The organism is Candidatus Caldatribacterium sp. SIUC1, assembly GCF_051549785.1.
GTDB lineage: Bacteria > Atribacterota > Atribacteria > Atribacterales > Caldatribacteriaceae > Caldatribacterium.
In genome coordinates this window covers 347538-373865 of record NZ_CP189974.1, presented here as the reverse complement: position 1 = coordinate 373865, position 26328 = coordinate 347538, and the positions used below count along the sequence as shown (strand labels likewise).

The following is a 26328-nucleotide window of genomic DNA, read 5'->3' as shown; positions in this document are numbered from 1 at the left end:
CCGGGTTTCCGGGGGGCTTTTTTTATGCCCCTCTTTCCGGTATAATGCCCCCAGGATGTCCGTTCTTGCAACCCTGGTTCAGTGGAAGAACACCCTTTTGGGGAAGCTCTGGCGGAAGTTCGACCCCGTCTTCGCCCGGTACCCTGTGGACGTCTTCTTCCCGCAGGGAGTCTTTTTCGACGGAGAAGTGGAGAGCGCATCGCTCGTCCGGGTTGAGGGAGAAGTCAAGGGGAGCATCCGCTGCCCTGTGGTGGTCTTTGCAGCAACTTCTAAAGCCACGGTGGAGGTTGCATCCCGCTGCCTCTACATCGAGGGGTATTGTCGGGGAGTGTTCCGGAGTGACATGCTCTACCTTGCGCCCTCAGGACATGTAGAGGGAGAAATCCATACGGAGACCCTGTACATCGAAGACGGAGCACGGATGCGGGGGAGAATCTGTGTGGGAGGACACAGTAAAACCCATGCAACTTGGGAAGCTCTCACCTCATGAGCTTAAGAGGCTTGTGTTCCCCTTCCAGGGCAGAAAACGCGAAGAGGTCCTCTTTGGGGCTCATCTTGGCCGGGATTGTGGGGTGCTTCATTTCTCAGGGCTTTTGCTCTCCCTTACCTGCGATCCGGTGACGGGGACGGCACAACACGCAGGAGCTCTGGCCCCGCACCTTGTGGCCAATGACCTCATTGCCTCCGGGGCAGAACCGGTGGCGCTCCTTGTGAGCCTCCTCTTTCCTCCGGCAACCGACGCCTCAGCAATTGAGGACACTATGAGAGAACTCGATGCCACCGCTTCTTCCCTTGGTTTTGCCATTCTTGGAGGACACACTGAAGTCACCGATGCCGTTTTGCGCCCGGTCATCCACTGCACCGGGGTTGGGGAAATCACCTCCTCCAGCCCTCCTGATGTGACCAGGGTTTCTCCAGGGGACTTCATCGTGATGACCAAAGGAGCAGGGATCGAGGGAACGGGAATTCTCGCCCTGGAAAGGGCGGAAGAACTCCGTGGGGTATTCTCGGAAGAGGAGCTCAGAAAGGCTCAGGATTTCCTCAAGGAGGTCAGTGTCCTCCCTGAAGGACGGATTGCCCTGGCCTTTTCTCCTCACTGTCTGCACGATGCCACTGAAGGTGGGGTTCTGGGGGCCGTCTGGGAAGTCTGCGCTGCGCGGGATCTTGGGTTCGTCATCGACGAATCGAGGGTTTTCGTGTTTCCCGAAACCGAGCGGCTTGCCCGCCATTTCGGTCTTGACCCCCTTCGCCTCATCTCAAGCGGGACGTTACTCATTTTCACCCCGGAACCTCAACCCCTCCTTGCTGCACTGCGCGAGGCGGGTATTCCTGCGGGAGTCATCGGACAGGTAACCGGAAATAGCCGTGTGCTCCTTCGCCGAAACGGTGAACAAGAGGAGATCCTCGAGTGTCCTCAGGACGAGCTCTGGCGCATCCTCGAAAGGGAAACATAGGGAAGGCGCTTTTCCCCCACCGGGGGACTATCTGGGGGGTGATAGGGGTGGTAGTCTTCCTCTTCGCCCGCCCTCAAGCGTCGCTTTTTTGGCCTGGTGTGTTCTGCATCCTCGGGGGGGAATTCCTGCGCCTCTGGGCTTCAGGGTACATCAAGACCTACCGTGGTCCTATGGAAGAGGTTGGGGAACTCGTCACTTCTGGCCCCTATGCGTACCTGCGAAACCCTCTCTACCTTGCCAACGGTATCATCGGATGTGGAGTGGTGCTCCTTTCTGGAGTTCTTTGGGCTTTGCCGCTATTCCTTGGAAGTTTCGCGTTCCTTTACGGGTCCATTATTAAGGCTGAAGAAGCGTTCCTTGAGGAGAAGTTCGGTGCAGCGTACCGGGAGTACGCCGCTTCGGTCCCTCGTTTTGTTCCCCGTCTCTTGCCCTATCCGAAACGGAAGGGAACCTTTGCTTTCGAAGTCCTGTGGAAGAAGGAGTCCACAACCCTCGTAACTCTTGGCCTTACCGTGTTCCTCTTTTACCTGCGGGGTTTTGGCGTCCTCCGGGTGTTAGACCGTCTCCTGGGCCTTTAGGTCCACAAGAAGCCGCACGTTCTTGAGGACGATCCCAGTCTGGCGCTCAATCCGTTCCCGGACCTTGGTCTGCACGAGGTTTGAAAGCTCAGGAATAGAGGCATCGGTCCGCACCACAAGATGCAAAACCATACAGGCTTCTTTCCCCACCTTTTCCACTCGGGGGGTCGCGGAGACGATTTCCTGGAAACCCCGGAGGGCCTCCCGGGCGAGGGCCTCCAGGGAGTCGAAAGAAACCCGAATTTCTCCCTCTTCGGTCCGATAGGTGAGGAATCTCCCGCCCCGGGGAATGAGCAGGCGCAGAAGCGCCACAGCTCCTGCCACAAGGAGCACAATCCCCACAACACTCAGGGCTTTTGTGAGGAAGTTCAGGTGGAGAAGGGCGTAGAAGTTCACCATCCACTCCTGGAGGGCAAGGAGGGGCACGACGGCGAAGAAGAATACCCCCACGCCCACGGCAAAGAGCAAAAGCAGAATGCCCACGACTCCCAGAACAATCTTCCCCCAAAGGTGCATGGTCATCCCCCTTTATTTCCTCGTAGTCTCCTCGCGGAGTTTGTCAATGAGCCTTGAGGCTTCTTCTGCCGAAAGGCGAGCGAGGAGGGCCTCGTCCACCGGTTTCCCCTGGCTCTTGAGAAGGTCCCGGATGAAGTGCTTCTGTCGTTCGGTGGCAGGACGAAAGGCTTCGACCTCCTGTTCCTCCTCACCCTCGTAGAGGTACAGCCCCACACCAAGGAGAGTGGCGCACTTTTTTAAGGCGTCGGAGGCCGCAGCCTTCAGGTCATCCCCAAGGTCCACGAAGGACCCATCGGGGTTGTAGGCGATGGCCTTGGAGCCGAACTGCTCCTTCACCACGCCCCCACAGCTCAGCCTCCCCAGAACCCACACGTATCCATTCTCCAGGTCAATGTGCTTCTCCTTGACTTCGAAGGACCAGTCTCCGTCAAAGGCCTCGTTGAGGCGGCGAATGACCGAGGCCGTCTCTACGTAGAGGATGGTTCTTCCACCCGGTCCCGGCCGGCTCTTCACCTCTTTGCGAGAGAACTTCTTTTCGAGAATTTCCCGGTTTTTCATGGGCATCACCAACTTCCTACAACCAGAAAGTCCCCGTTTTCTTCCGCTCTCACGGGGATGAAACCTTCTTCAGCCACGATGTACTGCCCTTCCTCACTCAGCGCAAAGGCAATGAAATCCCCGATGATCCCCTCGGGGGGCCGGGCAAGGTAGAGGTACAGAGGACGGGCAAGGGGGTATTGCCCCAGGCGAACGCACTCTTTCGTGGGGAGGACACCCTCAAGGGCCACGACCTTCACCTTCTCCCGGACATACCCAAGGCCCACATACCCGATGCACCCTGGGGAGGAGGAAACTTCCTGGAGAATGGCGAGATTCGAGGGAAGCATCAGCGCCGAGGGAGTGAGTTCTTCTCCCCGGAGGACGACCCTGTTGAAGACCTCAAAGGTGCCCGAGGCGAACTCCCGGGAAATGGGGACAACAGGCACCGGAGGCCCCCCAAGCTCCTTCCAGCTTTTGATACCTCCGGTGTAGATTCGCCGTAAGCTCTCAAGGGAGAGCGTATCGATGGGGTTCTCCGGGTGGACGATAACGGCGATGGCGTCGTAGGCGATGACCACCGGAATGAGGTCCTTGCCCCGGGCGCGGGCTTCCGCGACCTCCTTTTCCTTGGCCTCTCGAGAAGACATGGCGATGTCCGTTATGCCATCAAGGAGGGCTGTGATGCCCACACCTGAGCCGCCACCGCTTACGCTGATGTCCACCTCAGGGTGCTTTTCCATGTACTTTTCCGCCAGAATCTGGACAAGAGGCAAGACGGTGGTGGAACCCTGGATGACGATGCGCTCCCCAGTCCAGGCAGAAGAAAACACGCAGAGGCTCAGGATGATTCCGATACAGAGAGCATTTTTTGGTAAAAGCATACGTCTATCCACCTGCCGAACTTGAACCCCGCCTCTTTCAAAACGCCCCGGAGCACAAAGCCGAGTTTCTCGTGGAGCCGGATGCTCGGGATGTTTTCGCTGGCGATGATGGCCACGACGGAGTGGTAGGAGAGGCGCCTGGCTTCTTCAACAAGGTAGCTCAGAAGCTCGTACCCGATGTGCTGCCGGCGGAACTCCCGGCGCACGTATATGGAGTCGGTCACCGTGTACTGGTAACCTTCCCGGTCAGAGTATGGGCTCAGGCATGCCCAGGCAACCACAAGCCCCCCTTCTTCGGCGACAAGGAGCGGGTACCGTTCGTTGTGGCTTTCAAACCATCGGACCTGTTCCTCGAGAGACCGAGGGTAGAGATGGAACGTGGAAATGGTGGTGAGCACCGCCTCATTGTAAATCTCCGTTATGGCAGGGAGATCCTCCTGTTGGGCCCGCCGGATAACCAGAGTTTTCTCCTTCATGGCGTTCATATTGTAGCAGAGCTGGTGGTATAATGAAAGAAAAGCGAAGGGGGGAAGAAGCGATGAAGCGAATCTTTTTTGTTGTGTTCGCCCTCAGCCTCTTTTTTGTGGCCTTGGCCTTTGCCCAGGACGAAGCGAAACTCCTTGAAGAGGCTGCTTCGCTCATCGAGGCGGGGAAAATTGACGAGGCCCAGAGGATTCTTGAGGACGTGCGGCTTGCCCTCTGGAACAGGGCCCCTATGGCCTGCCCGGTGTACTGTTTCGTAGAGAAGGAGCCTGAAAGCTTTGGCGTGTACCACAGGCGCATTTCCAGTACTTTCGTTGCCGGCGAGACCATGTATGTCTACGCCGAGCCCAAAAACTACACCATACTCAAAGAAGGCAATATCTACCACGTTTTCCTCACCGTGAGCTATGCGGTGTACGATAAGGACGGCAATTACCTCGGAGGCGAGGACCCCTGGGAAAACTTCCGGTACCTCGTCCAGAGCCCCATGTTTGAATTCTTCATGTCGCTCTCCTTCGACTTTACCATTGACCCCGGGGAGTACGTTCTTGAAATAAAGGTAAAGGACCGGCTCTCCGATAAAGAGACGAGCTTCCGGCTTCCTTTTAAAAGAATCTAAGGTTCTTTTGGCCGAAGAGGGACGCTGTCGGTCTTTTCGCCCATTGTCCTTCTGTCACCCGGAGAGAGTTGGGGGCCGTGACTTTTGCAAAGCATGGAGACGGAAGGGGTGCCTGTGAGGTACCGGGAGAGGGCAGGTCCCTGTTGGGGTGAAGAGTCACAATTCCACAGGAAGAGGCTGGGTAAGCCGGATTTTCCGAGAACGCAGAACAGGAATGGTCAGAACTCCACCCTCACCCCTTGCTGTGCTTCCTCCCCGGCCTCAAAGTACTCCCGCTTTGTGAAGCCGAAGGCGCGGGCAAAAAGGAGCGCAGGGAACTTCTCGATGGTGGTGTTGTACCGGTACACGGTTTCGTTGTAGAACTGGCGGGCGTAGGCGATTTTGTTTTCCGTTTCGGCAAGTTCCCCCTGGAGGCCTTGGAAGTTCTCGCTGGCCCGGAGTACCGGGTAAGCCTCGGCCACGGCGAAGAGCTGCCGCAGGGCCTGGGTGAGGGTGTTCTCGGCTCTCCCCTTTTCCTGTGGTCCCTGGGCGGTGATGGCCGCCTGACGGGCCCGGGCAACGGCCTCGAAAACCTCCCGCTCATGGGCGGCGTATCCCTTCACGGTTTCGACGAGATTCGGGATGAGGTCGTACCGTCGCTTGAGCTGCACCTCAACCTGGGCCCAGGCGTTGTCCACACGGTTGCGGAAGGTGATGAGGCGGTTGTAGAGGGCGACGAGGTACACCAGGACGATGACGATGATACCGAAAACAACGGCCCAAACCATACAGAAGCCCTCCCTGATTCCCCGAAGGGGTTTCTCCTCGCTTACCATACCAGGTCCTGGAGTATCGCACAAGTCCTTTCGGGGAAAAGTTCCCGTCCTTTGGGCTTCGGGTGACTTTCTGTCCCTGTGTGGGGTGCTTCGTTTTTTCCTTTGCGGGAGTTCTCGGCAGAGATTGCTTTCTCCATGAAGTGAGGGACTGCTTCAGAAGTGATACCGTAACCTCACGGTGACACCTTCCTTTGGTTCCCCCGAGCCCTTTTCCGCACTGCGTTCTTTTTGCCACTGCACTCTTTTTTGTCACCGTATATTGATTCCTGGTAAACCATGTATTCGATGTGTTATGAAGAAGGAAGAAGAGAAGGTGGAATAAGGACGCTTAACTGTCTTGGTCTATGGAAAAGACCGCTCAGCTTGCTGTCCCCCGCCTTCCCCTCTCCCAAGGCTTGGGAGATGGAAGATCCTGCATGGGGCACGGTGAGCGCCTGAGAGAGGAAAGGAGAAGAGGAGACCTTCCTGAAGAGGGTTACTCCCCATCTCCCAGGATGCTGCGGAGGTTCTCTTCGTCATAGAGGCTACAGGGGCCTACTCCCTGAAGCTGGCGCCGTTTCTGTGAAGGAGGGACACCATGTGGGTGTAGGGAGTCCCTTTGGGGTGAGGAAGTGTGCGGAGATGCGCCTGCCCAGTTCGGCTTCTTCGCTTCCCCCTCCCCTTCCATCCCCGGGATGCGAAAGCCCACCACCTGCGACAGGTCCTCAAAGCCATCGAGGACTCCCAGAAAGGGAGGACCAGAGAGCAAGGAACTCGCAAGCTTCCTGGGTCTTACCCCCAGATAATTCGGGAAGGGGAAGGAACGGGCCTAGATGGAGAAAGGGGAATCCCTTTTTGCGGGCGCTCCTTTTCCTTTCCGCCCTCAGTGCCTCCCGGTTCGATGAGCAGGACAAGATACTCCATGAACGCCTACTTGCCCGGGGAAAACCCAAGAAGGTGGCCCTGAGAGCTTCGGCCAACAAACTCCTCCGGCAGATCTCCGCCATCCTGAGGAGTGGGCTTCCCTATGACCCCCATTACTCAGAACGGAAAAGGGGCTTTGCCCTCCAGGGGACTTGACTTTGAACACAGAACATTGCAAGGAGTCGCAGAGTCCTCAGGGTAGCCCACACTCCGGGGATACTTCACAAAGGCTGAACTTTCGGTTGACGCTTCTTACCCGGCGAGGGTTCTCCGGATTTGACTTCTTGCGCCTTTCCCCGTACAATCCTAAGAAAACACCACAAGGAGTGACGGCCCCTTGGAGAAGCAATCTCTCCCCCGGAGGGTCATGTTAGGCAACGAAGCCTTCGCCCGGGGAGCCTATGAGGGTGGTGTTGAGGTTGCCGCAGGGTACCCCGGAACCCCAAGCACGGAGATTCTCGAGTTTCTGAGCCACTACCGTGAAGTCCACTCCCGCTGGTGCCCCAACGAGAAAGTGGCCTTTGAGGTGGCCGCCGGAGCAGCCATAGGGGGGAAGAGAGCCCTCGCCACCATGAAGCACGTGGGCCTCAACGTGGCAAGCGATGCCCTGATGACCCTGGCCTACACCGGGGTGAACGCCGGCTTTGTGGCCATTGTCGCTGATGATCCGGGAATGCACTCTTCCCAGAACGAGCAGGACACGAGAAACTACGCCTTCTTCGCCAAAGTTCCCTGCCTTGAGCCGGCAAATCCTGCCGAAGCCCGGGAATTTGTGCGTCTTGCCTTCGCCATCTCCGAAGAATTCGACACCCCGGTGCTCGTCCGCTCCACTACTCGGGTGTCCCACACCCGCGGCGTGGTTGAAGAGGGAGAGCGGGAGAGCATCCCCACAAGGAGGTACGACAAGCGGGCGGAGAAATTCGTCATGATTCCCGCTTTTGCCCGGGAACGACGAAGAGTTCTTGAGGAGCGCCTGAAGGCCCTGGAGCAATGGGTGGAGGAGACGCCCCTCAACCGGGTAGAACTCCGGGACCGGAGAATGGGCGTCATCACTGGGGGTGTGCTCTACGAGTACCTCCGGGAGGTTGCCCCCGAGGTCTCGGTCCTGAAGCTTGGGGTGAGCTTCCCCCTCCCCAGGAGGAAAATCCGGGAATTCGCCTCCGAGGTTACGGAACTCTTCGTCCTTGAGGAGCTTGACCCTGTCTGGGAGCGGGAAATCAGGGCCATGGGGATACCGGTGAAAGGCCGGGAGGTCTTCCCCGGGATTGGGGAGATTACTCCCGATGTCCTCATCGGGTGCCTTTTCCCTGAGAAAAAGCGCGATTTTGTCGACCTGAGCCACCTCCTCATCCTCCGTCCACCAACGCTCTGCGCCGGCTGTCCTCACCGGGGGGTCTTCAAAGTCCTGCGTGACATGAAAGCCGTGGTGTGCGGGGATATCGGGTGTTACACCCTCTCGACGCTCCCACCGCTTTCTGCCATGGACACCTGCCTCTGCATGGGGGCTTCCATTTCCATCGCTGAAGGGATAAAGCTCGCCCATCCCGAGCTCTTTGTGGTCGCCGCGCTTGGCGATTCCACCTTCGTCCACGCCGGCATCCCACCCCTCATCGACGTCGTGTACAATAAAACCCCTATCGTGGTCCTTGTCCTTGACAACGGTACAACGGCGATGACCGGGGGACAGGACCATCCGGCAACGGGGAGAACCCTCATGGGGGAAGAAACGCACCGCCTGGACCTTGCGCAACTTGCCCGGGCAGTGGGTGTTCCCTTTGTGGAGACCATCAGTGCCTACGAACCCAAGAAAATCCGGGAAGCCCTTGAAAAGGCGCGGAAGCTCTCTGAGCCAGCGTTTTTCCTCATCCAGGGTCCGTGCCAGCTCAAAAAACCCAGGGGCGCCGTGCGCCGTTTCCGTGTTCGGGAAGACCGCTGTCGGGGATGCTTCATCTGCCTGAGCGCCGGATGCCCTGCCCTGGCGAAGAACGAAAAAACGGTGGTCATCGTCCCCGAGCGCTGCAATGCCTGTGGACTGTGTCGAGAACTCTGTCCCTTTGCGGCGATTGAGGAGGAGGACGTATGAAAGGGAGCATGGTCCTTTGCGGCGTTGGAGGCATGGGCATTCTCAAGGCCAGTGAAGTCATCGCCCATCTCGTCGTTCAGGAAGGGCTCTCCGTGCGCCAGTCGGAAGTCCACGGCATGGCCCAGCGGGGAGGGAGCGTGGTGACCCACCTGCGGTATGGGGAAGAGGCGTTCTCACCCCTTCTTTTCCGAGGCGAAGCGGACTTCATGGTCGCCTTTGAGGAGCTCGAGGCCTTGCGGTACCTCCCGTACCTCAGGCGGGGTGGCATCGTCATCCTGAACCACCTCACCATGTGCCCTCCAGGGTTTGACCCATCCCGGTACCCAAAGGGCGTCCCCGAAACCCTTGGAAGCGCAGGGTTCACGGTCCTTGCCGTCCCCGCAACGGACATCGCCCTCGAGCTTGGGGACATCCGGGTGACGAACTCCGTCCTCCTTGGGGTGTTGAGCCGGGTGTTCCCGGTGGGCACGGAGCGCTCCTGGGAAAAGGCTCTGCAAAAGGCCTTTCGGGGGAAGGCGCTTGACCTCAACCTCGAAGCGTTCCGGAGGGGGCGGGGATGAGGCGCATCGGGTACATCGTCCTGGGTATGCTTTTGCTTCTTTGTCTTGGGACTGTGTACTCTTACAGTGTTTTCCGAAAGCCCTTTGAAGCAACCTTTGGGGGTGGGGCGACCCTGAGCGGCCTTCCGTACATGCTTGCGCTCTTCTTCTACGCGCTTTTCATGCCCGTTGGGGGGAAGCTCCTCAGGAAGTACTCCCCGAGGTTTGTTGCCCTTCTTGGAAGCACAATGACGAGTCTTGGCTGGATTGGCGCCGGATGCTCTCGCTCGTACCTTGGGCTTTTAGCCTTTTACGGTGTTCTCTGTGGCATCGGGGTGGGCATTGCCTACGGAGTGCCCTTAGCGGTCTCGGTGAGCTGGTTTCCCGAAACCCCCGGTGTCGCCTTGGGGGCTACCGTCATCGGCTTTGGCCTTTCTCCCCTTGTCACTGCCCCCATAGCCCGGCGGCTTGTGGAAGCCGCTGGGCCTCTTTCTGCCCTGCGGTCTCTCGGGGTTGCGTTTCTCTTTGTGACCATTCCGATTGCTCTGCTCCTCCGCTTTGCTGGAAGCCGGGAAACATCCACCCAGAACGCTCCTCCACCCCGCACCAACCTCATCCGGCAGGGGAAGTTCTGGGCCCTGTGGGTGTGCTTTTTCCTTGGGACCTTTGTGGGCCTTTCGGCAATCGGCATCACAGGGCCGGTAGCACAGGAGGTCGTGGGACTTTCGTATGAGAAAGCCGCGCTGAACGTCTCCCTCTTTGCCGTCTTCAACGGTGCGGGACGCCCCCTTTTCGGGTACCTTGTGGACCGGAAAGGGTTCAAAACGGGGGCGCTCCTCTCGTATCTCTCCATCATCGTTGCATCACTGCTTTTCTTCGCCTCTCCCCATGCGGTGACCTATGCTTTCGCCTTTGCGGTCCTCTGGATGAACCTCGGTGCATGGCTTGCCATGGCACCAGCAACGACGTACGCTCTTTTCGGGAGGGCAACATACGCCCAGAACTACGGGATGGTGTTCACCGCATACGGTGCAGGGGCCATCGTGGGGACCTTTGTCTCGGGGATACTGCGGGATCTTGCGGGGAGTTACCTTGCCGCCTTCCCCCTCAATGCCCTTCTTGCGGGGGGAGGAATTGGCGTAGTGTTCCTTCTTGAGCGCTTTGCCAAGAAGGAGGGGTGCGCATGATGCAACGCGCCTGGGCGGTTGTTTTCGCCGGACTCGGCGTCAACCTCACCCTGGGGTTTCTCTACGCCTGGGGCGTTATCGCTGCAACGCTTGCCAAGGATTTCGGCTGGAGCGCAACACAGACGCAGATTCCCTACATGCTCGCCTCCCTTATCTTTGCCCTTGCCATGGTCCCTGCCGGACGGCTCCAGGATACAAAGGGGCCCCGCATGGCCCTGTGGCTTTCGGCGCTCCTTGCAGGAGTGGGGTTCCTTGGGGCTGCCACTACCCTTACGGTGCCTGGCCTTGCGCTCTTTTTCGGCGTCTTCTTCGGCCTTGCCATGGGCTTTGGGTACGCTGCACCAACACCGGCAGCCATCAAGTGGTTCCATTCGCAGCATCGGGGATTCATCTCGGGAATCGTGGTCAGCGGCTACGGCATTGCCCCGGTGTACATTGCGCCTCTTGCCCACGCCGTCATCGCACGTTACGGGCTTTCCCACGCCTTCCTCGTTTTCGGCTGCCTCTTCGCCGGAGTGATTTTCACCCTGTCCTTTCTCATCGCCAATCCCCCGGCATCCTGGACCCCTGTGGTGTTGCCTTTTGGGAAAAAGCACGTGACTCCGAAGGCTGCGCGGGACTTCACCCCGAAAGACATGGTGAGAACCGGGGCTTTCGTGCTCCTCTGGGTGCTCTTCCTCCTTGGGACTTTTGCCGGGCTTCTTGTCATCGGGCAGATGCCGCGTATCGCCGAAGAAATTGCCGGGCTCGAATACGGCTTTGTCCCCGTCGCCCTCTATGCGGTGGCGAACTTCCTTGGCCGCATGAGCTGGGGGACGATCTCAGACCGCCTGGGACGGGGGAGAGCGCTGAGCCTTGCCTTTTTGATTCAGACCGTCGTCTTCTTTGTTTTTGAGCAGCTCACCCATCCCGCGCTCCTTCTTGTGGGGAAAAGCCTCGTGGGGTTTACCTTTGGGGGGATGCTCGCCATCTTCCCTGCGGTCTGTGCGGATTTCTTTGGTCTCAAAAACCTCGGGGTGAACTACGGCATCCTCTTCACCGCCTGGGGGGTGGGTGGCATCGTCGGTCCCCTCCTTGGGGGCCTGAGCCGGGATATCACAGGGGGGCACACGGTGAGCTTCCTTGTGTCAGGATGCGCAAGTCTCCTTGGGGTACTCTTGAGTCTTGTCCTTCTGAAGCGAGGGAAAGACGATGTCCCGGGAAGCGCTTGAAGAGTACCTTGCGTTGTTTCTTTCGGGAAAAGTTCGGGATTTCAAGCTCATTGACCCTCGTGAGGTCGTCACCGGAGAATGGGTCCGCCTGAAATGCCAGTACGGATGCGACGGGTATGGGATGTGCCTCACCTGCCCACCCTATAGCCCTGAACCCCAGAGAACTCGGAGAATCCTCGACTCCTACACCCGGGCGGTTCTCCTCTGGCAGCCCGAAAGCTGGCAGAATCTCCGCAGAATCTGCGCTGACCTTGAGCGGGAGCTTTTCCTCTCTGGATACTACAGGGCTTTTGCTATGCCCTCCGGACCATGCGAGCTCTGCGACCCATGCCCCCGGGAGTACCCCTGCCGCCACCCGGAACTCGCCCGCCCCTCCATGGAGGCCTGCGGCATCGACGTGTACGCCACGGTGCGGAAATTCGGCTTTCCGATTGAGGTTGTCCGCGCAAGATCCTGCCAGGCCAACTACTACGGCCTGGTGCTTGTGGAATAGGCTCTCCTGGGGCCGGTTCTCTGCTGCGGGGGCTGGAGTGTCATTGCAGGCCTTGCTTTTCGTTCCCAGGCGGTCGCTGCGACGTCTCTTCTCACCCTTTCCTCTGTCCCTGTGAGCTTGTCGTTTCGTCTGCAAAGCAGTTTCTTTCCAGGTTGCTCCGCTTGCGGGGACAGAAAGGGGTCACTGCGAGGTCGTCGTGTCGCTTCCGAAGCAGTCTCGCTTTTTCCGGTCCTGCAGGAGGTGTTCCACAAACTCCACCACCTCTCTGGCCATGGCCACTGCCTGCTCGGCAGCCTCTTTCGTGTACACCCGGGCGGGGATGTTTTCGGCGAGTCCGTTAGGGTAGCGGGTGGGGATGTAGTGGCTATCGAGGATTACCCATCGCCGGCCTTTTTCAAGGAAGAGCGGTTCAAAGCTTCCCGCCGTTTCACAGAGCCGCCCTATGGAATGCCCGAGCACAATTTCCTCTCCCCGGGCGTATAGGTAAGCCTTGATGGCTTTTTCGGCCACCTGCTGGGCAAGGAAACAGGCCAGGTAGTACCCACCCCGCTTGGCAAGGTCTTCGGCCCATTTCAGGTCTTCTTTAGCCTGTTCAAGCCATCGCCGTCCCTCTGCTTCAGGAGTCCCTCTCATAGAGTACTTTCCCCTCCTCAAGGATCCTGCGAAAGAAGGGTCGGTCCTTCAGCCGCTCGAACTCTTCCGGGGTGTAGACGAGGATGTCGCAGTCCACCGGGAGGAAGAGCTTTTCGTAAAGCAGCGCACTCCGGGCAGGAAAGTCAAGAGGCGTTTCCATAACCACCAGGATGTCAAGATCCGTCAAAAGGTCTCTCCGTCCCCGGGCGTAGGAACCAAAGAGGATAACCCGCTTGACTTCAGGGAAAGCGGCAAGAACCTCGACGGTTTTTTCAAGCGAGGTTTCGAGCTTCTTACAGTATTCCTCCCGTTTCTGCGCGAGGTCCAAGAAACCACCCCCAGGGTCTCTCCTATTATAGTCTTTCCCGGGCTCACAGAGTCAACCTTCCAAACTTTTGACGGGGAACTCCTCGGAAGAACCGGGCTTGCCGTTTTTGGTTCCTGTGCTTGAGGTGAGGGTGCTGACGCAAGCGACATCGTGATGCTGAAAATGGAAGGGGAAATGGCCCGGTTATTACCAGGGCTAAACGGTACCTGAGTGGGAAGCTGGGAAGGGACATCGACATTGGGCTCTACGACTCGTTAAGGCCGTTTATCAGAAGAAGGATTGAGAAAGAGCTGATTCATGTCTAAGAGGCTCTGGGAGCTCTTTCTGTTCGATATCCTGGTGGCTATCCTGAAAATCAGGGAAGTAGCCAAAAATTTTCGAAATGCAGAGGAGTTGAAGCGTGATTTTGTGGCCTGGGATAGTGTTTTCACCCCAGAGACGTCACTGCGAGGTCGTCGTTTCGTCTCCGAAGCAGTCTCCTTCTCAAGAGCTGAGGTTGCTTTGAAATCCCGGTCCCTCACAGGGGTCGGAAGTGGCCTCAATCCTAAGGTCCATCCTTTGCCGCTTCACGACCTGAGGTGTGAGGGGCACCGTTTCCCCGTTTTGCTTCAAGCCAAAGCTACAAAGCATGATGGCAGATGGTAAAAGCCCATGCGCTCCTTTGGGGTTTAGGCGTGTCTGCGGATATCCTCGTGTGGCCCGTGGAGCTTTTTCACCGTCAGGCTCATCTTCGGGCCTCTTTCCCGGCAACAGTGCTCCGTGAGGGGAAGTTGCTCTATGCCCGGTAATCCGGAACGAGTTGCCGAGACAAAATCCTGGCTGGTCAAGGCCCTGGCAGATTTGCGTGCTGCGGAGTGCCTCCTTGCTCTTCAGCCCCCACTCACAGGACTTGCCCTTTTCACGCGCAGCAGGCTGGAGGAAAAGCTCTAAAGGCTTTCCTGAGCTGGCATGACGTCCCTTTCCGCAAAACCCACGACCTTTCCGTACTTGGCCAGCAGTGTCTTGCCATCGACAGGACCCTGGAGGACCTGTGCTGGAGAGCCGCCCAGCTGACGGTCTTTGCCTGGCTCTTCCGGTACCCTGGGGAAGTGGAGGAGCCCCCTCTTGGAGAAGCCCGTGGGGACCTGGCCTTGGCCCGAGAAGTCTACGAAGCGGTGCTGGCTCGCTTGCCCGAAGAGGCCCGACCCTGAAACGCCGTGTTTTGTGTCTCTTTGTTTCCGAAATAGCCTCTGAGACTGTTTCGCTTCATTTGCAGTGACTCCCATTATGTCACCGGAAGGTCGTCATTTCGCCTTTTCCCCCGTCCCTGCGAGGTCGTATTTTTGCCCTTTTCCTCTGTCACCGTATATTAAATTTGCAGTAAACCATAAAAAGAGAAGGTGGAATAAGGACGTGCGTTGTCTTGGTCTATGGAAAAGACCGCTCAGCTTGCTGTCCCCCCACCTTCCCCTCTCCCAAGGCTTGGGAGATGGAAGATCCTGCATGGGGCACGGTGAGCGCCTGAGAGAGGAAAGGAGAAGAGGAGACCTTCCTGAAGAGGGTTACTCCCCATCTCCCAGGATGCTGCGGAGGTTCTCTTCGTCATGGAGGCTACAGGGGCCTACTCCCTGAAGCTGGCGCCGTTTCTGTGAAGGAGGGACACCATGTGAGTGTGGGGAATCCCCTTGGGGTGAAGAATAGTCTCGTGTCTCCCTCAAAACTCCGGCATTCACAGAAAGCCCCGGCTGAATCTACGGTGACCACAGGAGACACCGCAGAAAACAGGTGGTACAATAAGAACCAGACCATGAAAGGACACACTCTCACTCTTGAGGAGATAACCGAAAAACTCAGAACCCTCAAACCCCTCCTCCAGGAAGAATACGGTGTGAGGGCCATTGGGGTTTTCGGTTCCTTCGTGCGGAGAGAAGAAACCCCAGAGAGCGACCTTGATATCCTCGTGGAGTTTGAAAGGCCCATAGGACTTATAGAATTCGTGGACCTGAAGCTCAGGCTCTCTGAAGCCCTGGGAGTAGAAGTCGACCTGGTGATGAAGAGCGCCCTGAAGCCGAGGATAGGAAAAAGGATTCTCCAGGATGTTCTCATGGTGTGAGGGGCAATTCTTACCCATAAGGGTTATGGGGTTTTCGGCAGACGTTGGGAATTTCCGGCGAGGTGCTCCGAAAACTAACAGAATTTGACCGATGTCAAGGTCATCAAAAAGTCTTTCGAACCATCCGATTTTTGGACTTTTTCGGTATAATTGGTACCGAGGGCCCATGGAGAGATTGGCAAGCCTTAAAGTGGCTATTGTTGGTGCTGGATATGTTGGTCTTACCACAGCTCTTGCTTTGGCTTATATCGGTCACAGGGTTACCTGTGTCGAAAAAAATGCGGAGAAGCTCCTGCTTTTGAAATCCGGGAAATCCCCGATTTATGAGTCAGGACTGGAGAAACTTCTCCGGCTTGTGGAAGGGCGTGTTTCGTTTACCGGAGATATTCAAGAAGCGGTTCCTGAGGCTGAAGTCATCATCGTTGCCGTTGGAACCCCCAATCGAACCGATGGCAATGCCGATACAGGTTTCGTGGAAAAAGCCGCCTGTGAAGTGAGCCAGGTGATGCTTGATGGTCACACCTACACGGTGGTAATAAAGTCCACCGTTCCTATCGGTACCAGTCGACGTGTCGCCCATGTCATCGATCGCGTCCTTCAGGAGCGTGGGGTCTCCCCCAGGGTCTTCTTTGTCTCCAATCCTGAGTTCCTCCGGGAAGGTCAGGCCCTTTACGATTTCTTCTATCCTGACCGTATTGTCGTTGGTGCCGAACATCCTGAAGCCGTGGAAGTGCTACGCCGTCTTTACCGGCCGATTCTCGAACAGACCTTTGAACCTCCGGATTTTCTTCCCCGGCCCCGTGGTTTCCCCCTCCCTCCCCTGATTACCACAGACCCTGTCAGTGCGGAGATGATGAAATACGCGGCAAACGCATTTTTGGCCCTGAAAATCAGTTTTATCAACGAAATTGCCGGGTTGTGTGAAAAGGTTGGTGCAGACGTCACGGAGGTCGCAAGAGGCATGGGTCTTGATCCCCGAATCGGTCCCCTTTTCCTCCAGGCCGGTCTTGGGTGGGGTGGGAGCTGTCTCCCCAAAGACACCGCGGCGCTTTTAGCCATGGGGCAAGAACACGGATACGACATGCGTATTGTCCAGGCTGCCCGAGAAGTCAACTTTCGTCAACGTCTTCGTGCTGTGGAAAAGCTCCAGGAAGCCCTGAAGGGTGTGCGCGGCCGGGTAATCGGAATTCTGGGACTGGCCTTTAAGCCGGGGACCGACGATGTTCGAGAATCTCCGGCTTTAGACGTCATCCGTATTCTCTGTGAGCGCGGTGCTCATGTGCGGGCTCACGATCCGGTGGCGTTAGAAAACGCCCGTCGGGCCCTCAGCGGTTTGGAGGTAGAATTTTTCTCCGACCCTTATCTCCTTGCCGAAGGTGCCGAGGCGTTGCTTCTGGCAACCGACTGGCCTGAGTACCGGCGCCTTGACCTTTGTCGCCTGGCCTCTGTCATGCGCACGTCGGTGCTTCTTGATGGTCGTAACCTCTATGACCCTGGCGAGGCACAGAAGGCGGGTTTTCTGTACCTGGGGGTAGGCAGATGAAACATGCCCTGGTTACTGGAGGAGCGGGCTTTATCGGAAGCCACCTGGTGGATCTGCTTTTGGACGAAGGCTGGCAAGTCACCGTCGTGGACAGTTTCGACCCCTTTTATGACCCACGAATCAAACGGCAAAATGTTGCTCCTCATCTTTCTCATCCGAACTACACGCTGGTTGAGGCCGACATTAGGAATACAGAAGCCCTTCGTAAGCGTCTTTCTGGAGAATACGATGCGATCGTGCATCTTGCTGCCAGAGCTGGTGTTCGACCCTCGGTTTTGGACCCAGCTTCTTACTACGAGGTCAATGTTCGGGGTACTTTAAATCTTCTTGAGCTTGCTAAGGAGTGGGGTGTACAGCAGTTCGTGTTTGCTTCCTCTTCGAGTGTTTATGGGGCCAATCCGAACCTTCCCTGGCGGGAGGATGATAGCCTTCTTTTGCCGGTGAGCCCTTACGGGGCAACGAAGCTTGCAGGAGAAGCTCTGGGACGGGTTTACAGCCACCTCTACGGCATTCGTTTTATTGCCCTGCGGATTTTTACGGCTTATGGCCCGCGGCAGCGCCCGGATTTGGCCATTCACAAATTTGCCCGGCTCATGCTTGAGGGGAAACCCATACCAGTTTACGGCGATGGCAGCGCTCGTCGGGACTACACATATATAGGCGACTTGGTCCGGGGCATCCGTGCGGCCATGGACTATGAGGGGGCACCATTTGAGGTCTTTAATCTCGGAAGTGGTCGACCCATTACGGTGTTGGAAGTCGTACGAGCCGTGGAAGAAGTGTTAGGGAAAAAAGCACGCATAGAGCACTTTCCTGTGCCTGCTGGAGATGTGCCTCACACCTGGGCTGATGTGGAAAAAGCAGAACAGCTTTTGGGCTATATTCCTAAAACGTCGTTTAGTGAAGGACTTTTTCGTTTCGTTGAATCTTTAAACCATGCTAGTGCGCCATAGTCTTTTTTACTTTTTAGTCCGAGTTGTCTCTGGGATCATCAATTTTTTAGCGATTCTAATTTACACTCGTTTGATTTCACCGGTTGACTACGGTCAATACGCTCTCGTGGTTGCAGGGGTAGGGCTATTCAACACCGTGTGTTTTCAATGGTTGCGTCTTTCCCTTCTCCGCTTCTTCCCCCAATATCTTGAGAACCCTCAGAAACTACTTTCTACAACTTTTTCTGGTTTTTTGGGGCTTTGTTTTGTCACGGGCGTAGTGGGTGCAATTCTGGCGTTTACCAGATCTGATCCTCTTTGGCGCAATTTAATTCTTACCGGCATTGTATTGCTTTTGGCAGAAGCCTGGTTAGAACTAAATTTGGAGCTGCAGCGTGTGAAACTTCAGCCTCTTCGATATGGTTTGATGCTCGGTATCAAGTCTGCAACGGCTCTCGGTTTGGGAACTGCGTTGGTTATCCACGGTCTTGGCCCCTATGGACCTTTATCTGGACTTATTGTGGGGTGTATTCTTGCCACGTTGTTCGTGGGGCGAGGCGAGTGGCATACAATTAAACTCGCTGTTGACAGAAATCTTTTAAAAGAGTTGTTAAAGTATGGCCTTCCTCTAACCGCAACATTTGCTCTCAATTTTATTGTAAGCTCTTCCGACCGGTTCATAATCGCTTGGCTTTTAGGGGAAAGTGCTGCAGGACAATACGCTGCTATTTATGACTTAGCACAACAACCCTTGGGGTTACTTATGGTGACCGTAAATTTGGCAAGTTACCCTTTAGCTATAAGAGCACTGGAAAACAAAGGAAAGGAAGAGGCAGATAAAATTCTGGTACGCAATGCCATTTTTTTGATGGGAATTGGTCTACCTGCTTCCTTGGGCATGGTCATTCTTGCCCCAAATATTTCAGAAACGTTACTCGGCGTAAAATTTCGCACGGGTGCTGCACCGGTGTTAGCTTGGGTAGCGGGGAGCATCTTTCTCAGTGGGCTGCGAGCTTATCATTTTGACCTTGCCTTCCAGCTTGGCCGGCGCACGGTCGAACAAATATGGGTAGTTGGGTCAGCTGCGGTTTTGAACCTTATCTTAAACTTGTGGTGGATTTCAATTTGGGGTATTATTGGTGCAGCCTATGCAACGTTTGCTGCATATTTCTTGGCTCTCATTTTAAGCATTCTTTTGGGACGCCGAGTTTTCCAGATCCCGGTTCCCCGGCTGGACTGGCTAAAGATTACCCTCGCTTGCATTCCCATGGCGTTAGTGCTCGGAATGGTTAGAGAATTTCAAGGACTTAGGTCTTTAGTGATTCAAGTAATCTGTGGTCTGGTTATTTATTCTTTTACAGTAATGCTCATGAACATTGGTAATATACGAGTTAAGATTTTACGAGGGAGGTAAATATGAGAGGTAAACCAACCTTTACAGTCTTTACCCCCACCTTTAACCGGGCACACCTTCTTGACAGAGCTTTTCAAAGCTTAAAAAATCAGACTTTTAGGGATTTTGAATGGGTTATTGTAGATGACGGTTCCACTGATGAAACTCAAGATATAGTAACCCATTGGATAAAGGAAGCAGATTTCCCCATACCTACATTTGGCAACCAAACAGTGGAAAGCATGTAGCAATCAACCGTGGGGTTGAAATGGCAAAAGGTGAGTTATTCGTGATCCTTGACAGCGATGATTGGCTTGCTTCAAAGGCATTAGAACGATTGCTTTACTGGTGGAAAACTATCCCTCTTGAAGCTCGTGAAAATTATACTGGTGTTGCAGGTCTCTATGCCTATCCTTCAGGCAAAATCGTAGGATCACCATTTCCGGCACCGGTAATTGACTCTAACGCTGTAGAAATTAGGACGAAATACCGCGTTAAGGGCGACAAATTCGGAATGAATCGCACAGAAGTGCTGAGGGAGTTCCCCTTCCCTGAAGATTTGGGTAGATTTGTCACCGAGTCACTGGTTTGGAGCCGGATCGCCAGGAAATATCAGATCCGCTTTGTTAACGAGGTTTTCGCGTACAAGGAATATCAACCTGAAGGACTTACGGCTCGATCAATCGAAATCCGTGTCCAATCAAATATTGCAGCACGGACCTACTATCGAGAGTTTGTGGAATTGGAGGGCTTTTACGTACCATTCTTTGACCGTTTGCGAGCCTGTGCCAATTATGTTCGATTTTCCCTTCATGGGAAAGTATCTTTACGAAACCAATATGCAGAAATCACCAAAAAGGGACTTTATCTTTTTAGCCTCCCTATTGGCTTAATGGTTTACCTCCGTGATAAGAAATTTTTGTCTCAAAGAGCTTCTACTAAAGAACTTATCCAGGGTGAGAAAAAATGAAATTGGCTCTTTTTCTCCCTTCCCTCCGAGGTGGCGGGGCTGAGAGAGTGATGGTGAATCTGGCCCGGGGATTTGTAGAGCGGGGCCTTCAGGTCGACCTTGTGCTTGCTAAGGCTGAAGGACCGTATCTTTCCCAGGTGCCTAAAGAGGTGCCGGTGGTGGACTTAGGGGCCAGGCGAGTGCTTTGTAGCCTTCCTGGGCTTATACGCTATCTTCGTCGGGAACAACCACAGGCGATGCTTTCTGCTTTGAACCATGCCAACATCGTGGCCATTTGGGCAAAATTTTTGGCGAGGGTTAAAACACGCCTTGTGGTTTCAGAGCACAGCACTTTAAGTTTTTCTACGGAAAATGCTCCTTCTGTTCGAGCTAAGTTTATGCCCTTTTTAATCAGGGTCTTTTACCCTTATGCTGATGCGGTAGTTGCTGTGTCCCGTGGAGTGGCTGAGGATTTGATTGCTCGAACAGGCCTGCCTGCAGAGAAGATAAAAGTCATCTACAACCCTGTGGTGACGCCAGAACTCTTTACCAAAGCCGAAGAGCCACTGGACCACCCTTGGTTTCGTCAGGGTGAACCTCCTGTGGTTCTGGGAGTGGGAAGATTAACTAAACCAAAGGATTTTCCGACCCTCATTCGGGCTTTTGCCCTGGTGCGGAAAGAGCGCCCCGCGAGGCTTATGATTCTTGGGGAAGGTGAGGAGCGGCCAAATCTTGAGATTTTGGTGCGCAAGCTGGGACTGGAGGGAGAAGTTGCATTGCCCGGGTTTGTGGAAAATCCTTACAAGTACATGAAACGGGCAGCGGTGTTTGTGCTTTCGTCGAGGTGGGAAGGGTTTGGAAATGTCCTCGTAGAAGCCATGGCTTTAGGAACTCCGGTTGTGGCTACGGACTGCCCAAGTGGTCCAGCAGAAATCCTGGAAGATGGGAAATGGGGTCGACTGGTGCCGATGGGTAATCACGAGGCCTTGGCCGAGGCTATACTTCAAGTCCTGAGGGGAGAAAAAGTTCATGCATCAGCACGAGCCTTGATGTTTTCGGTAGAAAGGATATTAAGAGAATATGTAAATGTCCTTGAAGTCAAGATTTGAGCTTATGAAGCCAAAGGTTAGTCTTGCTGGGCTGGGCTTGATTGTAATCTTAGTCGGTACGGCTTTGCTGAGTTTGCAAAACCCTGCTCGAGAGAACTTAGTTCCTTATGCTCCTTACTTCCAGCTTGGGTTGCAAATTGGCGTTTTTTTGCTTTTGTTCCCCCTTCTGCGGATCAGAATGATGTTCAGAACCATTGTCTTCTTTATGCTGTTCTACATTCTTTTTTTAGTGGCCCTCACTTCTGCTTTGTGGAGTGGCCATTCAGAACTCGTTTTTCGGAGAACATTAATGGTAATGATAACCTCTGGCTGTGTTGCTCTGCTTGCTTTAAGTGACTCCCGGCCTTTGGCAACATTTGGTTGCTTAGCAAAGGCTTTGGCATTATTTGGTGCGGGAATTAGCCTGGTGGGGCTTCTTGTTTACTTTTTGGGCGAGTTAAGAACGGTCAATTATGGAACTATTCAAGTCCTTAGTATTGGTTCCTTTCATCTTGCACAAAGGGTTTATGGTCCTGTTCCTTACCTTCGCCTTTCGTCGCTGTTTGGCAACCCGAATACCCTTGCAAGTTGGTTACTTGTGACAATAACTTTAACTATGTTCCTCATCTTTACAGATCGTCGGAAGTCGTGGTGGATTCTTTTTGTGCTCCAGCTAACTACTTTAATTCTTACCTTTTCTCGTGCAGGAATTTTTGCGGCCGTGTTGAGCTTGCTCCTATTTTTGTGGTTTTCTGGAAGCCGTAGGGGCTTAGCCTGGTCAATATTGTGTTTGTTGGCGATTATAGGCATAATGTTTTTGATCAAGCCCTCTTTGCTGGAATTCCGGCGATTTTCCTTTGACCTTAATCTCCGTCAACTCGCTTGGCAGCCCTTATGGGAATATATTCACAACAACCCCTTTAGTGGAGTTGGCTTTGGCGCGAGTTACGAGGCCCTGCTCGAACCAGAAGGGGTTGGAATTACTGCTCATAATGCATTTCTTGCCATATGGAGTGAGGTTGGGATTTTAGGATTTATTCTATGGCTTTGTTTGTGGCTGTTTCCCGTCTATTTTGCAAAAAGATTCCTACCATTAGCAAAGAATGAAGCCAGGTCAGTCCTTTCAACCACCTTGGCTTTGACACTTTCTTTGTTGGTTCACCAGTTTTTCGAGGCTTCCATTCTCCGATATGGCTTTCATACCTTGTTGTGGGTTTACCTCCTTACTTTAATGGTTCATCTTAAAAGGGGGAAGGAATATATTTATGCCACGTAAAAGTTCGCTCTTATTCCTCACCACAGGCCTTGCCTATGGCGGGGCGGAAACACAGCTTGTGCGCCTGGCTACCCGGCTTAAGTCTCGAGACTGGGAGGTGAGCGTAGTTTCTCTTATACCGCCTAAGGCTTATGTTGAGGACCTTGAGGCGGTGGGTATCCCTGTTTTTTCTCTGAACATTCAGCGGAAATTGCCAGATCCATGCCCTGTTTTGCGATTTGCTCGGATCATTCGGAAATGGCGACCAGATATTGTCCATAGCCACATGGTGCACGCTAACCTTCTGGCGCGAATTGTGCGCCCTCTTGCGCCCTTTCCTGTTTTGATATGCAGTGCCCGCAACATCGATGAAGGCGGTCGTCTCCGCGAGTTCCTTTACCGGTTGACCGATCCTCTCTGTGACCTTACTACGCAAGTAAGTCAGGCTGGCTTGGAGCGCTATGTGCGTGTAGGTGCTGTGCCTCGCCACAAGATACGCTATATCCCAAACGGTGTAGATATCGAGCGCTTCAAGCCTAATCCCGAAGGTCGCCTTAAACTTCGAAGGGAGCTGGGAGTTAATGGTTTTGTATGGCTTGCTGTAGGGCGGTTTGATCCTCAGAAAGATTACCCCAATATGCTCCAGGCCTTTGCTCGTGTAGTCCACAATAACCCGAATGCCATGCTTTTAATTGCTGGCGATGGGCCTCTGCGGAAAGACATGGAAATTATGGCCCAGGAGTTTGACATAAAGGAACGCGTTAAATTCTTGGGCATCCGTCGCGATATCCCTCAGCTTATGAACGCAGCTGATGCCTACGTTATGTCTTCTTCCTGGGAGGGAATGCCCAATGTACTTCTTGAAGCCTCGGCTACAGGGCTTCCCATTGTGGCTACCGATGTTGGTGGAAATAGAGAAATAGTATTGGAGGGTGAAACTGGTTTTCTGGTTCCCCCCAGGAATCCAGAGGCTCTGGCTGTGGCGATGGCTCGTCTTATGGATCTTCCCGAAGGAAAACGCCTGGAAATGGGGAGAAAAGCACGAGAACACGTTACAGAGCATTTTTCCCTTGAAAAAGTGGTGGACCTGTGGGAAGCTCTTTATGAAGAGCTTCTACAGAGGAAGGGAATTCAACGTAGTTTGTAAATTGCATGGGTGAGAATCTAACCTCGGCCCCTTGTACCGGGAACGATATGGGTTTCTCATGACCCTTGTGGCCCTGGGGATTGGTGGAGGATGGCGATTTTGTGATTTCCAGAAAGCCTGAGTTCCCTAAAACGCGTCGTATCCTCTTCCTCGCCACCGTCGATAGCCACATTTTTCACTTCCACCTCCCCTTTATGAAGCTTCTGCGCTCTCTGGGGTACGAGGTGGAGGTGGCAGCAGGAGAGGCGGGGTTTCGGGAAAAGATTGAGCGCGAGGGATTCCGGGTGCATCCCCTTCCCTTTTCCCGCCGCCCTCTGAGTTTTTCGAATGTTCTGAGCTTCTGGAGGCTTTTGCGGCTTTTGCGAAAAAGGCGCTATGTTCTCGTGCACACCCACACCCCCGTAGCAAGTTTCATAGGGAGAATTGCGGCAAAATTGGCCCGGGTGCCCCTGGTGCTCTATACTGCTCACGGATTCCACTTCTTCCGGGGGGCTTCGTGGAAAGCCTGGCTTTTCTGGTATACCGCCGAGAAGATCGCCGCTCCTTTCACCGATGCGCTCATCGTTTTGAACGAAGAGGACGTTGAACACGGGAAAAAACTTGGGTTCACCCCCGGGGAAAATCTCTTCCTCGTCCCTGGGGTGGGGGTGGAGTTAGAGCGCTTCCGCAACGTCAATGCTTCCTTGCGCGAGGAGTTCGGGATAGGGGATGGCGAAGTGGTCGTGACCTGCGTGGCGGAGTTCACGCCTACTAAAAACCATGCCTTTCTCCTTGCGGCCTGGAAGGAGGTGGCAAAAAAGTTCGGACATGCCCACTTGCTTTTCGTGGGCGATGGGGAGCTCCTGGAAAAGACCAGGGCATGGGTGGAGCGGGAGTCCCTTCCCCGGGTGCATTTCCTGGGGAGAAGAGAGGACGTTCCGGCTGTTCTTGCTGCCTCTGACGTCGTGGTACTCGTCTCAAAGCGCGAAGGACTCCCCCGAGCGCTCCTTGAGGGGATGGCGGCGGGAAAGCCCCTTGTGGCCACCGATGTGCGGGGAAACCGAGACCTCGTGGAGGATGGGGTAAACGGATTCCTCGTTCCCCTGGGGGATGTTGCTGCGCTTACCGAGGCCCTGGGGCAGCCCATTAGGTCCAGGGAGTTGCGGGAAAAAATGGGTAGAGAAAGCCTCAGGAAGGTCGAGGCCTATTCGCTTGAGCGGGTGCTGCAGGAGATGGAGGGGGTGTACCGGAAGTTTTTGGAGAGATACGTTTGAAAAGTTGGGGTTGCTGGGTGGCTGTTCCTTGGTTTTATAGGGCGCAAGACCCTTCGGAAACGAACATACGGCTTCACGGAGACATCCCCCTTACTCGTCATTCCGAACCACGAAGTGGTGAGGAATCTCGCTTTTGTGGTGGGGAGGTTGTTTTGCTCAACGAACATAAGAGGCTCGCGGTGGTGAGAGCCCTGGGGTAAAAACAGGAATCGCTTTGGCACCGGTGCGATCTTAGGTGAGGCGCTACCTCCTGAGCTTCAGGAAGAAGTGGAAGATTTTGCCCGGTTTTTGTTGGAAAAAAGAGGGTGGAAAACCACAAGGAAACCCCTTTTTTCCTGGACGGGAGCACCCAGGGAGTTACGCGACCAGTATACTTCGGTGACTTTACAGCATGCTATAGCACACTGGAGAGTAGGAGACGGTGAGGTTTCTCGTTAATACCAGCGTGTTTCTCGAAATCCTCTTGGAACAGGAACGCGCTGGAGAAGCGAAGAACTTTCTTTCGCGCATGGATGAGCATGGGTTGTTCCTCTCTGATGACTCCCTCCACCCCATCGGCATCCTGCTTTTCCAAAAAATAGGCACCAGGCATTTCGAGATTTCCTTGACAATGTGATGTTGAACGCTGGCATGCGGCTTTTGCATCTTTTACCGGAGGATATGAGGATGGTTATCGATGCTGCTTCTTGCTTGAAACTCGACTTCGGTGACGCATACCAGTATGGAGTGGCGACAAAATATACCTTACAGCTTGTGAGCTTTGACGCCAACTTCGATCGTACCGAACGGGGGAGAAAATCCCCTGGAGAGCTGGTGAGGGGGAGCGATGCAACGTTCCGGTGTTCTTCTTTTCTGAATCAGCCCGGTTACGGGAGACCGGCGCATTTCTTCTGAATTTACCGCATGGTTAATTTCCCTTCTATCACTGCAATCTCCTCCTGTCGCCGCGAGCCCTTTTCTGCCACCGCGAGGATTTCCTTCTTTGTCACCGTGGGGAGCGAAGCGACGCAGTCTCAGGACGCAGAGGGCACACGGCAGGAGAAGCACTATAAGTCCAGGAGTCCGGTGTGGGCTGATCGAGGACCGGTCTTTGACCCTAAGGGCTACTGCAGGGTGTATGGAAAACGCAAAAACCTAGATTCAGCGGACTACTTCAAGGGGCGCCATAATGTGGATTTCTCCAAGCGAAGTGAGCTTCGAGGCGTCGAGTATTTCTATTTCCAGGGGAAGACCCCGTTCGTCAAGGTGGAGAATAACCCCTTCCTTCAGGTCTATGGAGTCCGCTGGATGGCCCTCTCTGAGCTCTATCAGGAGCACATCAGCCTCTCTCGAGTATTTTATCTTCAAAGACCTCACCTCCCTGAAAGTACCGCTTGGCGTAGGGGAAGTACACGGTGACGAGCACCGGTGTGT

General features: G+C 54.7%; 32 protein-coding genes. 24 read left to right on the top strand and 8 right to left on the bottom strand.

Annotated features, from left to right (window positions below; translation table 11 throughout):
- Positions 1 to 55: 55 nt before the first annotated feature.
- From ACP6EK_RS01920 to ACP6EK_RS01910, 3 genes are read left to right on the top strand one after another with little or no spacing between them, the layout of a single operon-like run.
- Positions 56 to 490 carry a bactofilin family protein gene (locus ACP6EK_RS01920; protein WP_438317106.1) on the top strand — a complete coding sequence of 145 codons (435 nt, stop codon included), beginning with the start codon at positions 56 to 58 and terminating at the stop codon, positions 488 to 490.
- A complete protein-coding gene (locus ACP6EK_RS01915; RefSeq protein WP_438317103.1) occupies positions 462 to 1454 on the top strand; it encodes an AIR synthase family protein in 993 nt (330 codons plus the stop codon). Before ACP6EK_RS01920 ends, ACP6EK_RS01915 begins: the two co-directional genes overlap by 29 nt.
- A gap of 47 nt (positions 1455 to 1501) precedes the next feature.
- Entirely contained in the window at positions 1502 to 2032 is a 531-nt protein-coding gene (locus ACP6EK_RS01910) for a methyltransferase family protein (protein ID WP_438317100.1), read from the top strand.
- On the opposite strand, the gene amaP is transcribed toward ACP6EK_RS01910, so the two are convergent.
- Genes amaP through ACP6EK_RS01890 form a run of 4 tightly spaced genes read right to left on the bottom strand, consistent with a single transcriptional unit; the run spans position 2009 to position 4445 of the window.
- Positions 2009 to 2554 carry an alkaline shock response membrane anchor protein AmaP gene (gene amaP, locus ACP6EK_RS01905; protein ID WP_438317097.1) on the bottom strand — a complete coding sequence of 182 codons (546 nt, stop codon included), beginning with the start codon at positions 2552 to 2554 and terminating at the stop codon, positions 2009 to 2011. The two genes, ACP6EK_RS01910 and amaP, sit on opposite strands and share 24 nt — an antisense overlap.
- Positions 2555 to 2560: 6 nt before the next feature.
- The gene (locus tag ACP6EK_RS01900; RefSeq protein ID WP_438317094.1) at positions 2561 to 3112 is read right to left on the bottom strand and encodes a Rad52/Rad22 family DNA repair protein; all 552 of its coding nucleotides are present in this window, start codon (positions 3110 to 3112) and stop codon (positions 2561 to 2563) included.
- On the bottom strand, positions 3112 to 3969 hold the full coding sequence (locus tag ACP6EK_RS01895; protein WP_438317091.1) for a phosphate ABC transporter substrate-binding protein: 858 nt from the start codon (positions 3967 to 3969) through the stop codon (positions 3112 to 3114). The genes ACP6EK_RS01900 and ACP6EK_RS01895 overlap by 1 nt, the downstream gene beginning before the upstream one ends.
- Complete coding sequence (locus ACP6EK_RS01890) at positions 3927 to 4445, bottom strand: N-acetyltransferase family protein (protein ID WP_438317087.1); 519 nt, start codon at positions 4443 to 4445, stop codon at positions 3927 to 3929. Before ACP6EK_RS01890 ends, ACP6EK_RS01895 begins: the two co-directional genes overlap by 43 nt.
- 62 nt (positions 4446 to 4507) lie before the next feature.
- Between ACP6EK_RS01890 and ACP6EK_RS01885 the strand changes: the two genes are divergently transcribed.
- Complete coding sequence (locus ACP6EK_RS01885; RefSeq protein ID WP_438317084.1) at positions 4508 to 5071, top strand: hypothetical protein; 564 nt, start codon at positions 4508 to 4510, stop codon at positions 5069 to 5071.
- Between the two features lie 218 nt (positions 5072 to 5289).
- Here the strand turns inward: ACP6EK_RS01885 and ACP6EK_RS01880 are convergent, their stop codons facing one another.
- Complete coding sequence (locus ACP6EK_RS01880; protein WP_438317081.1) at positions 5290 to 5838, bottom strand: LemA family protein; 549 nt, start codon at positions 5836 to 5838, stop codon at positions 5290 to 5292.
- An 882-nt stretch (positions 5839 to 6720) separates the two neighbouring features.
- On the opposite strand from ACP6EK_RS01880, the gene ACP6EK_RS01875 reads away from it, so the two are divergent.
- From ACP6EK_RS01875 to ACP6EK_RS01850, 6 genes are all read left to right on the top strand, one after another.
- Positions 6721 to 6945 (top strand): hypothetical protein, encoded by a 225-nt coding sequence (locus ACP6EK_RS01875; RefSeq protein WP_438317078.1) that lies wholly within the window; start codon positions 6721 to 6723, stop codon positions 6943 to 6945.
- A 211-nt stretch (positions 6946 to 7156) separates the two neighbouring features.
- Complete coding sequence (gene iorA / locus ACP6EK_RS01870) at positions 7157 to 8872, top strand: indolepyruvate ferredoxin oxidoreductase subunit alpha (RefSeq protein ID WP_438317076.1); 1716 nt, start codon at positions 7157 to 7159, stop codon at positions 8870 to 8872.
- The gene (locus ACP6EK_RS01865; protein ID WP_438317073.1) at positions 8869 to 9432 is read left to right on the top strand and encodes an indolepyruvate oxidoreductase subunit beta; all 564 of its coding nucleotides are present in this window, start codon (positions 8869 to 8871) and stop codon (positions 9430 to 9432) included. The genes iorA and ACP6EK_RS01865 overlap by 4 nt, the downstream gene beginning before the upstream one ends.
- Complete coding sequence (locus ACP6EK_RS01860; RefSeq protein WP_438317070.1) at positions 9429 to 10598, top strand: OFA family MFS transporter; 1170 nt, start codon at positions 9429 to 9431, stop codon at positions 10596 to 10598. Before ACP6EK_RS01865 ends, ACP6EK_RS01860 begins: the two co-directional genes overlap by 4 nt.
- Positions 10595 to 11809, top strand: coding sequence for an L-lactate MFS transporter (locus tag ACP6EK_RS01855; RefSeq protein ID WP_438317067.1), 1215 nt, complete (start codon positions 10595 to 10597; stop codon positions 11807 to 11809). The genes ACP6EK_RS01860 and ACP6EK_RS01855 overlap by 4 nt, the downstream gene beginning before the upstream one ends.
- Positions 11790 to 12302, top strand: coding sequence for a DUF2284 domain-containing protein (locus ACP6EK_RS01850; protein ID WP_438317064.1), 513 nt, complete (start codon positions 11790 to 11792; stop codon positions 12300 to 12302). The genes ACP6EK_RS01855 and ACP6EK_RS01850 overlap by 20 nt, the downstream gene beginning before the upstream one ends.
- Before the next feature lie 180 nt (positions 12303 to 12482).
- Here ACP6EK_RS01850 and ACP6EK_RS01845 read toward each other — a convergent pair whose 3' ends face one another.
- Together ACP6EK_RS01845 and ACP6EK_RS01840 are read right to left on the bottom strand one after the other, a co-directional pair.
- Positions 12483 to 12935 carry a HEPN domain-containing protein gene (locus ACP6EK_RS01845; RefSeq protein ID WP_438317061.1) on the bottom strand — a complete coding sequence of 151 codons (453 nt, stop codon included), beginning with the start codon at positions 12933 to 12935 and terminating at the stop codon, positions 12483 to 12485.
- Complete coding sequence (locus ACP6EK_RS01840; RefSeq protein WP_438317058.1) at positions 12919 to 13263, bottom strand: nucleotidyltransferase domain-containing protein; 345 nt, start codon at positions 13261 to 13263, stop codon at positions 12919 to 12921. The genes ACP6EK_RS01845 and ACP6EK_RS01840 overlap by 17 nt, the downstream gene beginning before the upstream one ends.
- 638 nt (positions 13264 to 13901) lie before the next feature.
- Between ACP6EK_RS01840 and ACP6EK_RS01835 the strand changes: the two genes are divergently transcribed.
- The 14 genes from ACP6EK_RS01835 (at position 13902) to ACP6EK_RS01770 (ending at position 25809) form a co-directional block, all read left to right on the top strand.
- Positions 13902 to 14051, top strand: coding sequence for a hypothetical protein (locus ACP6EK_RS01835; RefSeq protein ID WP_438317055.1), 150 nt, complete (start codon positions 13902 to 13904; stop codon positions 14049 to 14051).
- A 66-nt stretch (positions 14052 to 14117) separates the two neighbouring features.
- Positions 14118 to 14453 (top strand): HEPN domain-containing protein, encoded by a 336-nt coding sequence (locus tag ACP6EK_RS01830; RefSeq protein WP_438317052.1) that lies wholly within the window; start codon positions 14118 to 14120, stop codon positions 14451 to 14453.
- 455 nt (positions 14454 to 14908) lie between these two features.
- The gene (locus ACP6EK_RS01825) at positions 14909 to 15355 is read left to right on the top strand and encodes a nucleotidyltransferase family protein (RefSeq protein WP_438317049.1); all 447 of its coding nucleotides are present in this window, start codon (positions 14909 to 14911) and stop codon (positions 15353 to 15355) included.
- A 166-nt stretch (positions 15356 to 15521) separates the two neighbouring features.
- The gene (locus tag ACP6EK_RS01820; protein ID WP_438317045.1) at positions 15522 to 16898 is read left to right on the top strand and encodes a UDP-glucose dehydrogenase family protein; all 1377 of its coding nucleotides are present in this window, start codon (positions 15522 to 15524) and stop codon (positions 16896 to 16898) included.
- Entirely contained in the window at positions 16895 to 17851 is a 957-nt protein-coding gene (locus ACP6EK_RS01815; protein ID WP_438317042.1) for a GDP-mannose 4,6-dehydratase, read from the top strand. The genes ACP6EK_RS01820 and ACP6EK_RS01815 overlap by 4 nt, the downstream gene beginning before the upstream one ends.
- Complete coding sequence (locus ACP6EK_RS01810) at positions 17835 to 19244, top strand: lipopolysaccharide biosynthesis protein (protein ID WP_438317038.1); 1410 nt, start codon at positions 17835 to 17837, stop codon at positions 19242 to 19244. Before ACP6EK_RS01815 ends, ACP6EK_RS01810 begins: the two co-directional genes overlap by 17 nt.
- Positions 19245 to 19246: 2 nt before the next feature.
- Positions 19247 to 19471, top strand: a complete 225-nt coding sequence (locus ACP6EK_RS01805) for a glycosyltransferase family 2 protein (protein ID WP_438317035.1) — start codon at positions 19247 to 19249, stop codon at positions 19469 to 19471.
- Positions 19472 to 19491: 20 nt separating this feature from the next.
- Positions 19492 to 20193, top strand: coding sequence for a glycosyltransferase family 2 protein (locus tag ACP6EK_RS01800; RefSeq protein WP_438317032.1), 702 nt, complete (start codon positions 19492 to 19494; stop codon positions 20191 to 20193).
- Positions 20190 to 21281 carry a glycosyltransferase gene (locus ACP6EK_RS01795; RefSeq protein ID WP_438317029.1) on the top strand — a complete coding sequence of 364 codons (1092 nt, stop codon included), beginning with the start codon at positions 20190 to 20192 and terminating at the stop codon, positions 21279 to 21281. The genes ACP6EK_RS01800 and ACP6EK_RS01795 overlap by 4 nt, the downstream gene beginning before the upstream one ends.
- A gap of 4 nt (positions 21282 to 21285) precedes the next feature.
- Entirely contained in the window at positions 21286 to 22536 is a 1251-nt protein-coding gene (locus ACP6EK_RS01790; RefSeq protein WP_438317026.1) for an O-antigen ligase family protein, read from the top strand.
- Positions 22526 to 23662 carry a glycosyltransferase gene (locus ACP6EK_RS01785; RefSeq protein WP_438317024.1) on the top strand — a complete coding sequence of 379 codons (1137 nt, stop codon included), beginning with the start codon at positions 22526 to 22528 and terminating at the stop codon, positions 23660 to 23662. Before ACP6EK_RS01790 ends, ACP6EK_RS01785 begins: the two co-directional genes overlap by 11 nt.
- A 101-nt stretch (positions 23663 to 23763) precedes the next feature.
- On the top strand, positions 23764 to 24915 hold the full coding sequence (locus ACP6EK_RS01780; RefSeq protein WP_438317021.1) for a glycosyltransferase family 4 protein: 1152 nt from the start codon (positions 23764 to 23766) through the stop codon (positions 24913 to 24915).
- Positions 24916 to 25182: 267 nt separating this feature from the next.
- Positions 25183 to 25353 (top strand): DUF2281 domain-containing protein, encoded by a 171-nt coding sequence (locus ACP6EK_RS01775; protein ID WP_438317018.1) that lies wholly within the window; start codon positions 25183 to 25185, stop codon positions 25351 to 25353.
- A 177-nt stretch (positions 25354 to 25530) separates the two neighbouring features.
- Complete coding sequence (locus tag ACP6EK_RS01770; protein WP_438318825.1) at positions 25531 to 25809, top strand: hypothetical protein; 279 nt, start codon at positions 25531 to 25533, stop codon at positions 25807 to 25809.
- A gap of 246 nt (positions 25810 to 26055) precedes the next feature.
- Here the strand turns inward: ACP6EK_RS01770 and ACP6EK_RS01765 are convergent, their stop codons facing one another.
- On the bottom strand, positions 26056 to 26262 hold the full coding sequence (locus ACP6EK_RS01765; RefSeq protein WP_438317015.1) for a DUF2283 domain-containing protein: 207 nt from the start codon (positions 26260 to 26262) through the stop codon (positions 26056 to 26058).
- Positions 26263 to 26328 lie beyond the last annotated feature (66 nt).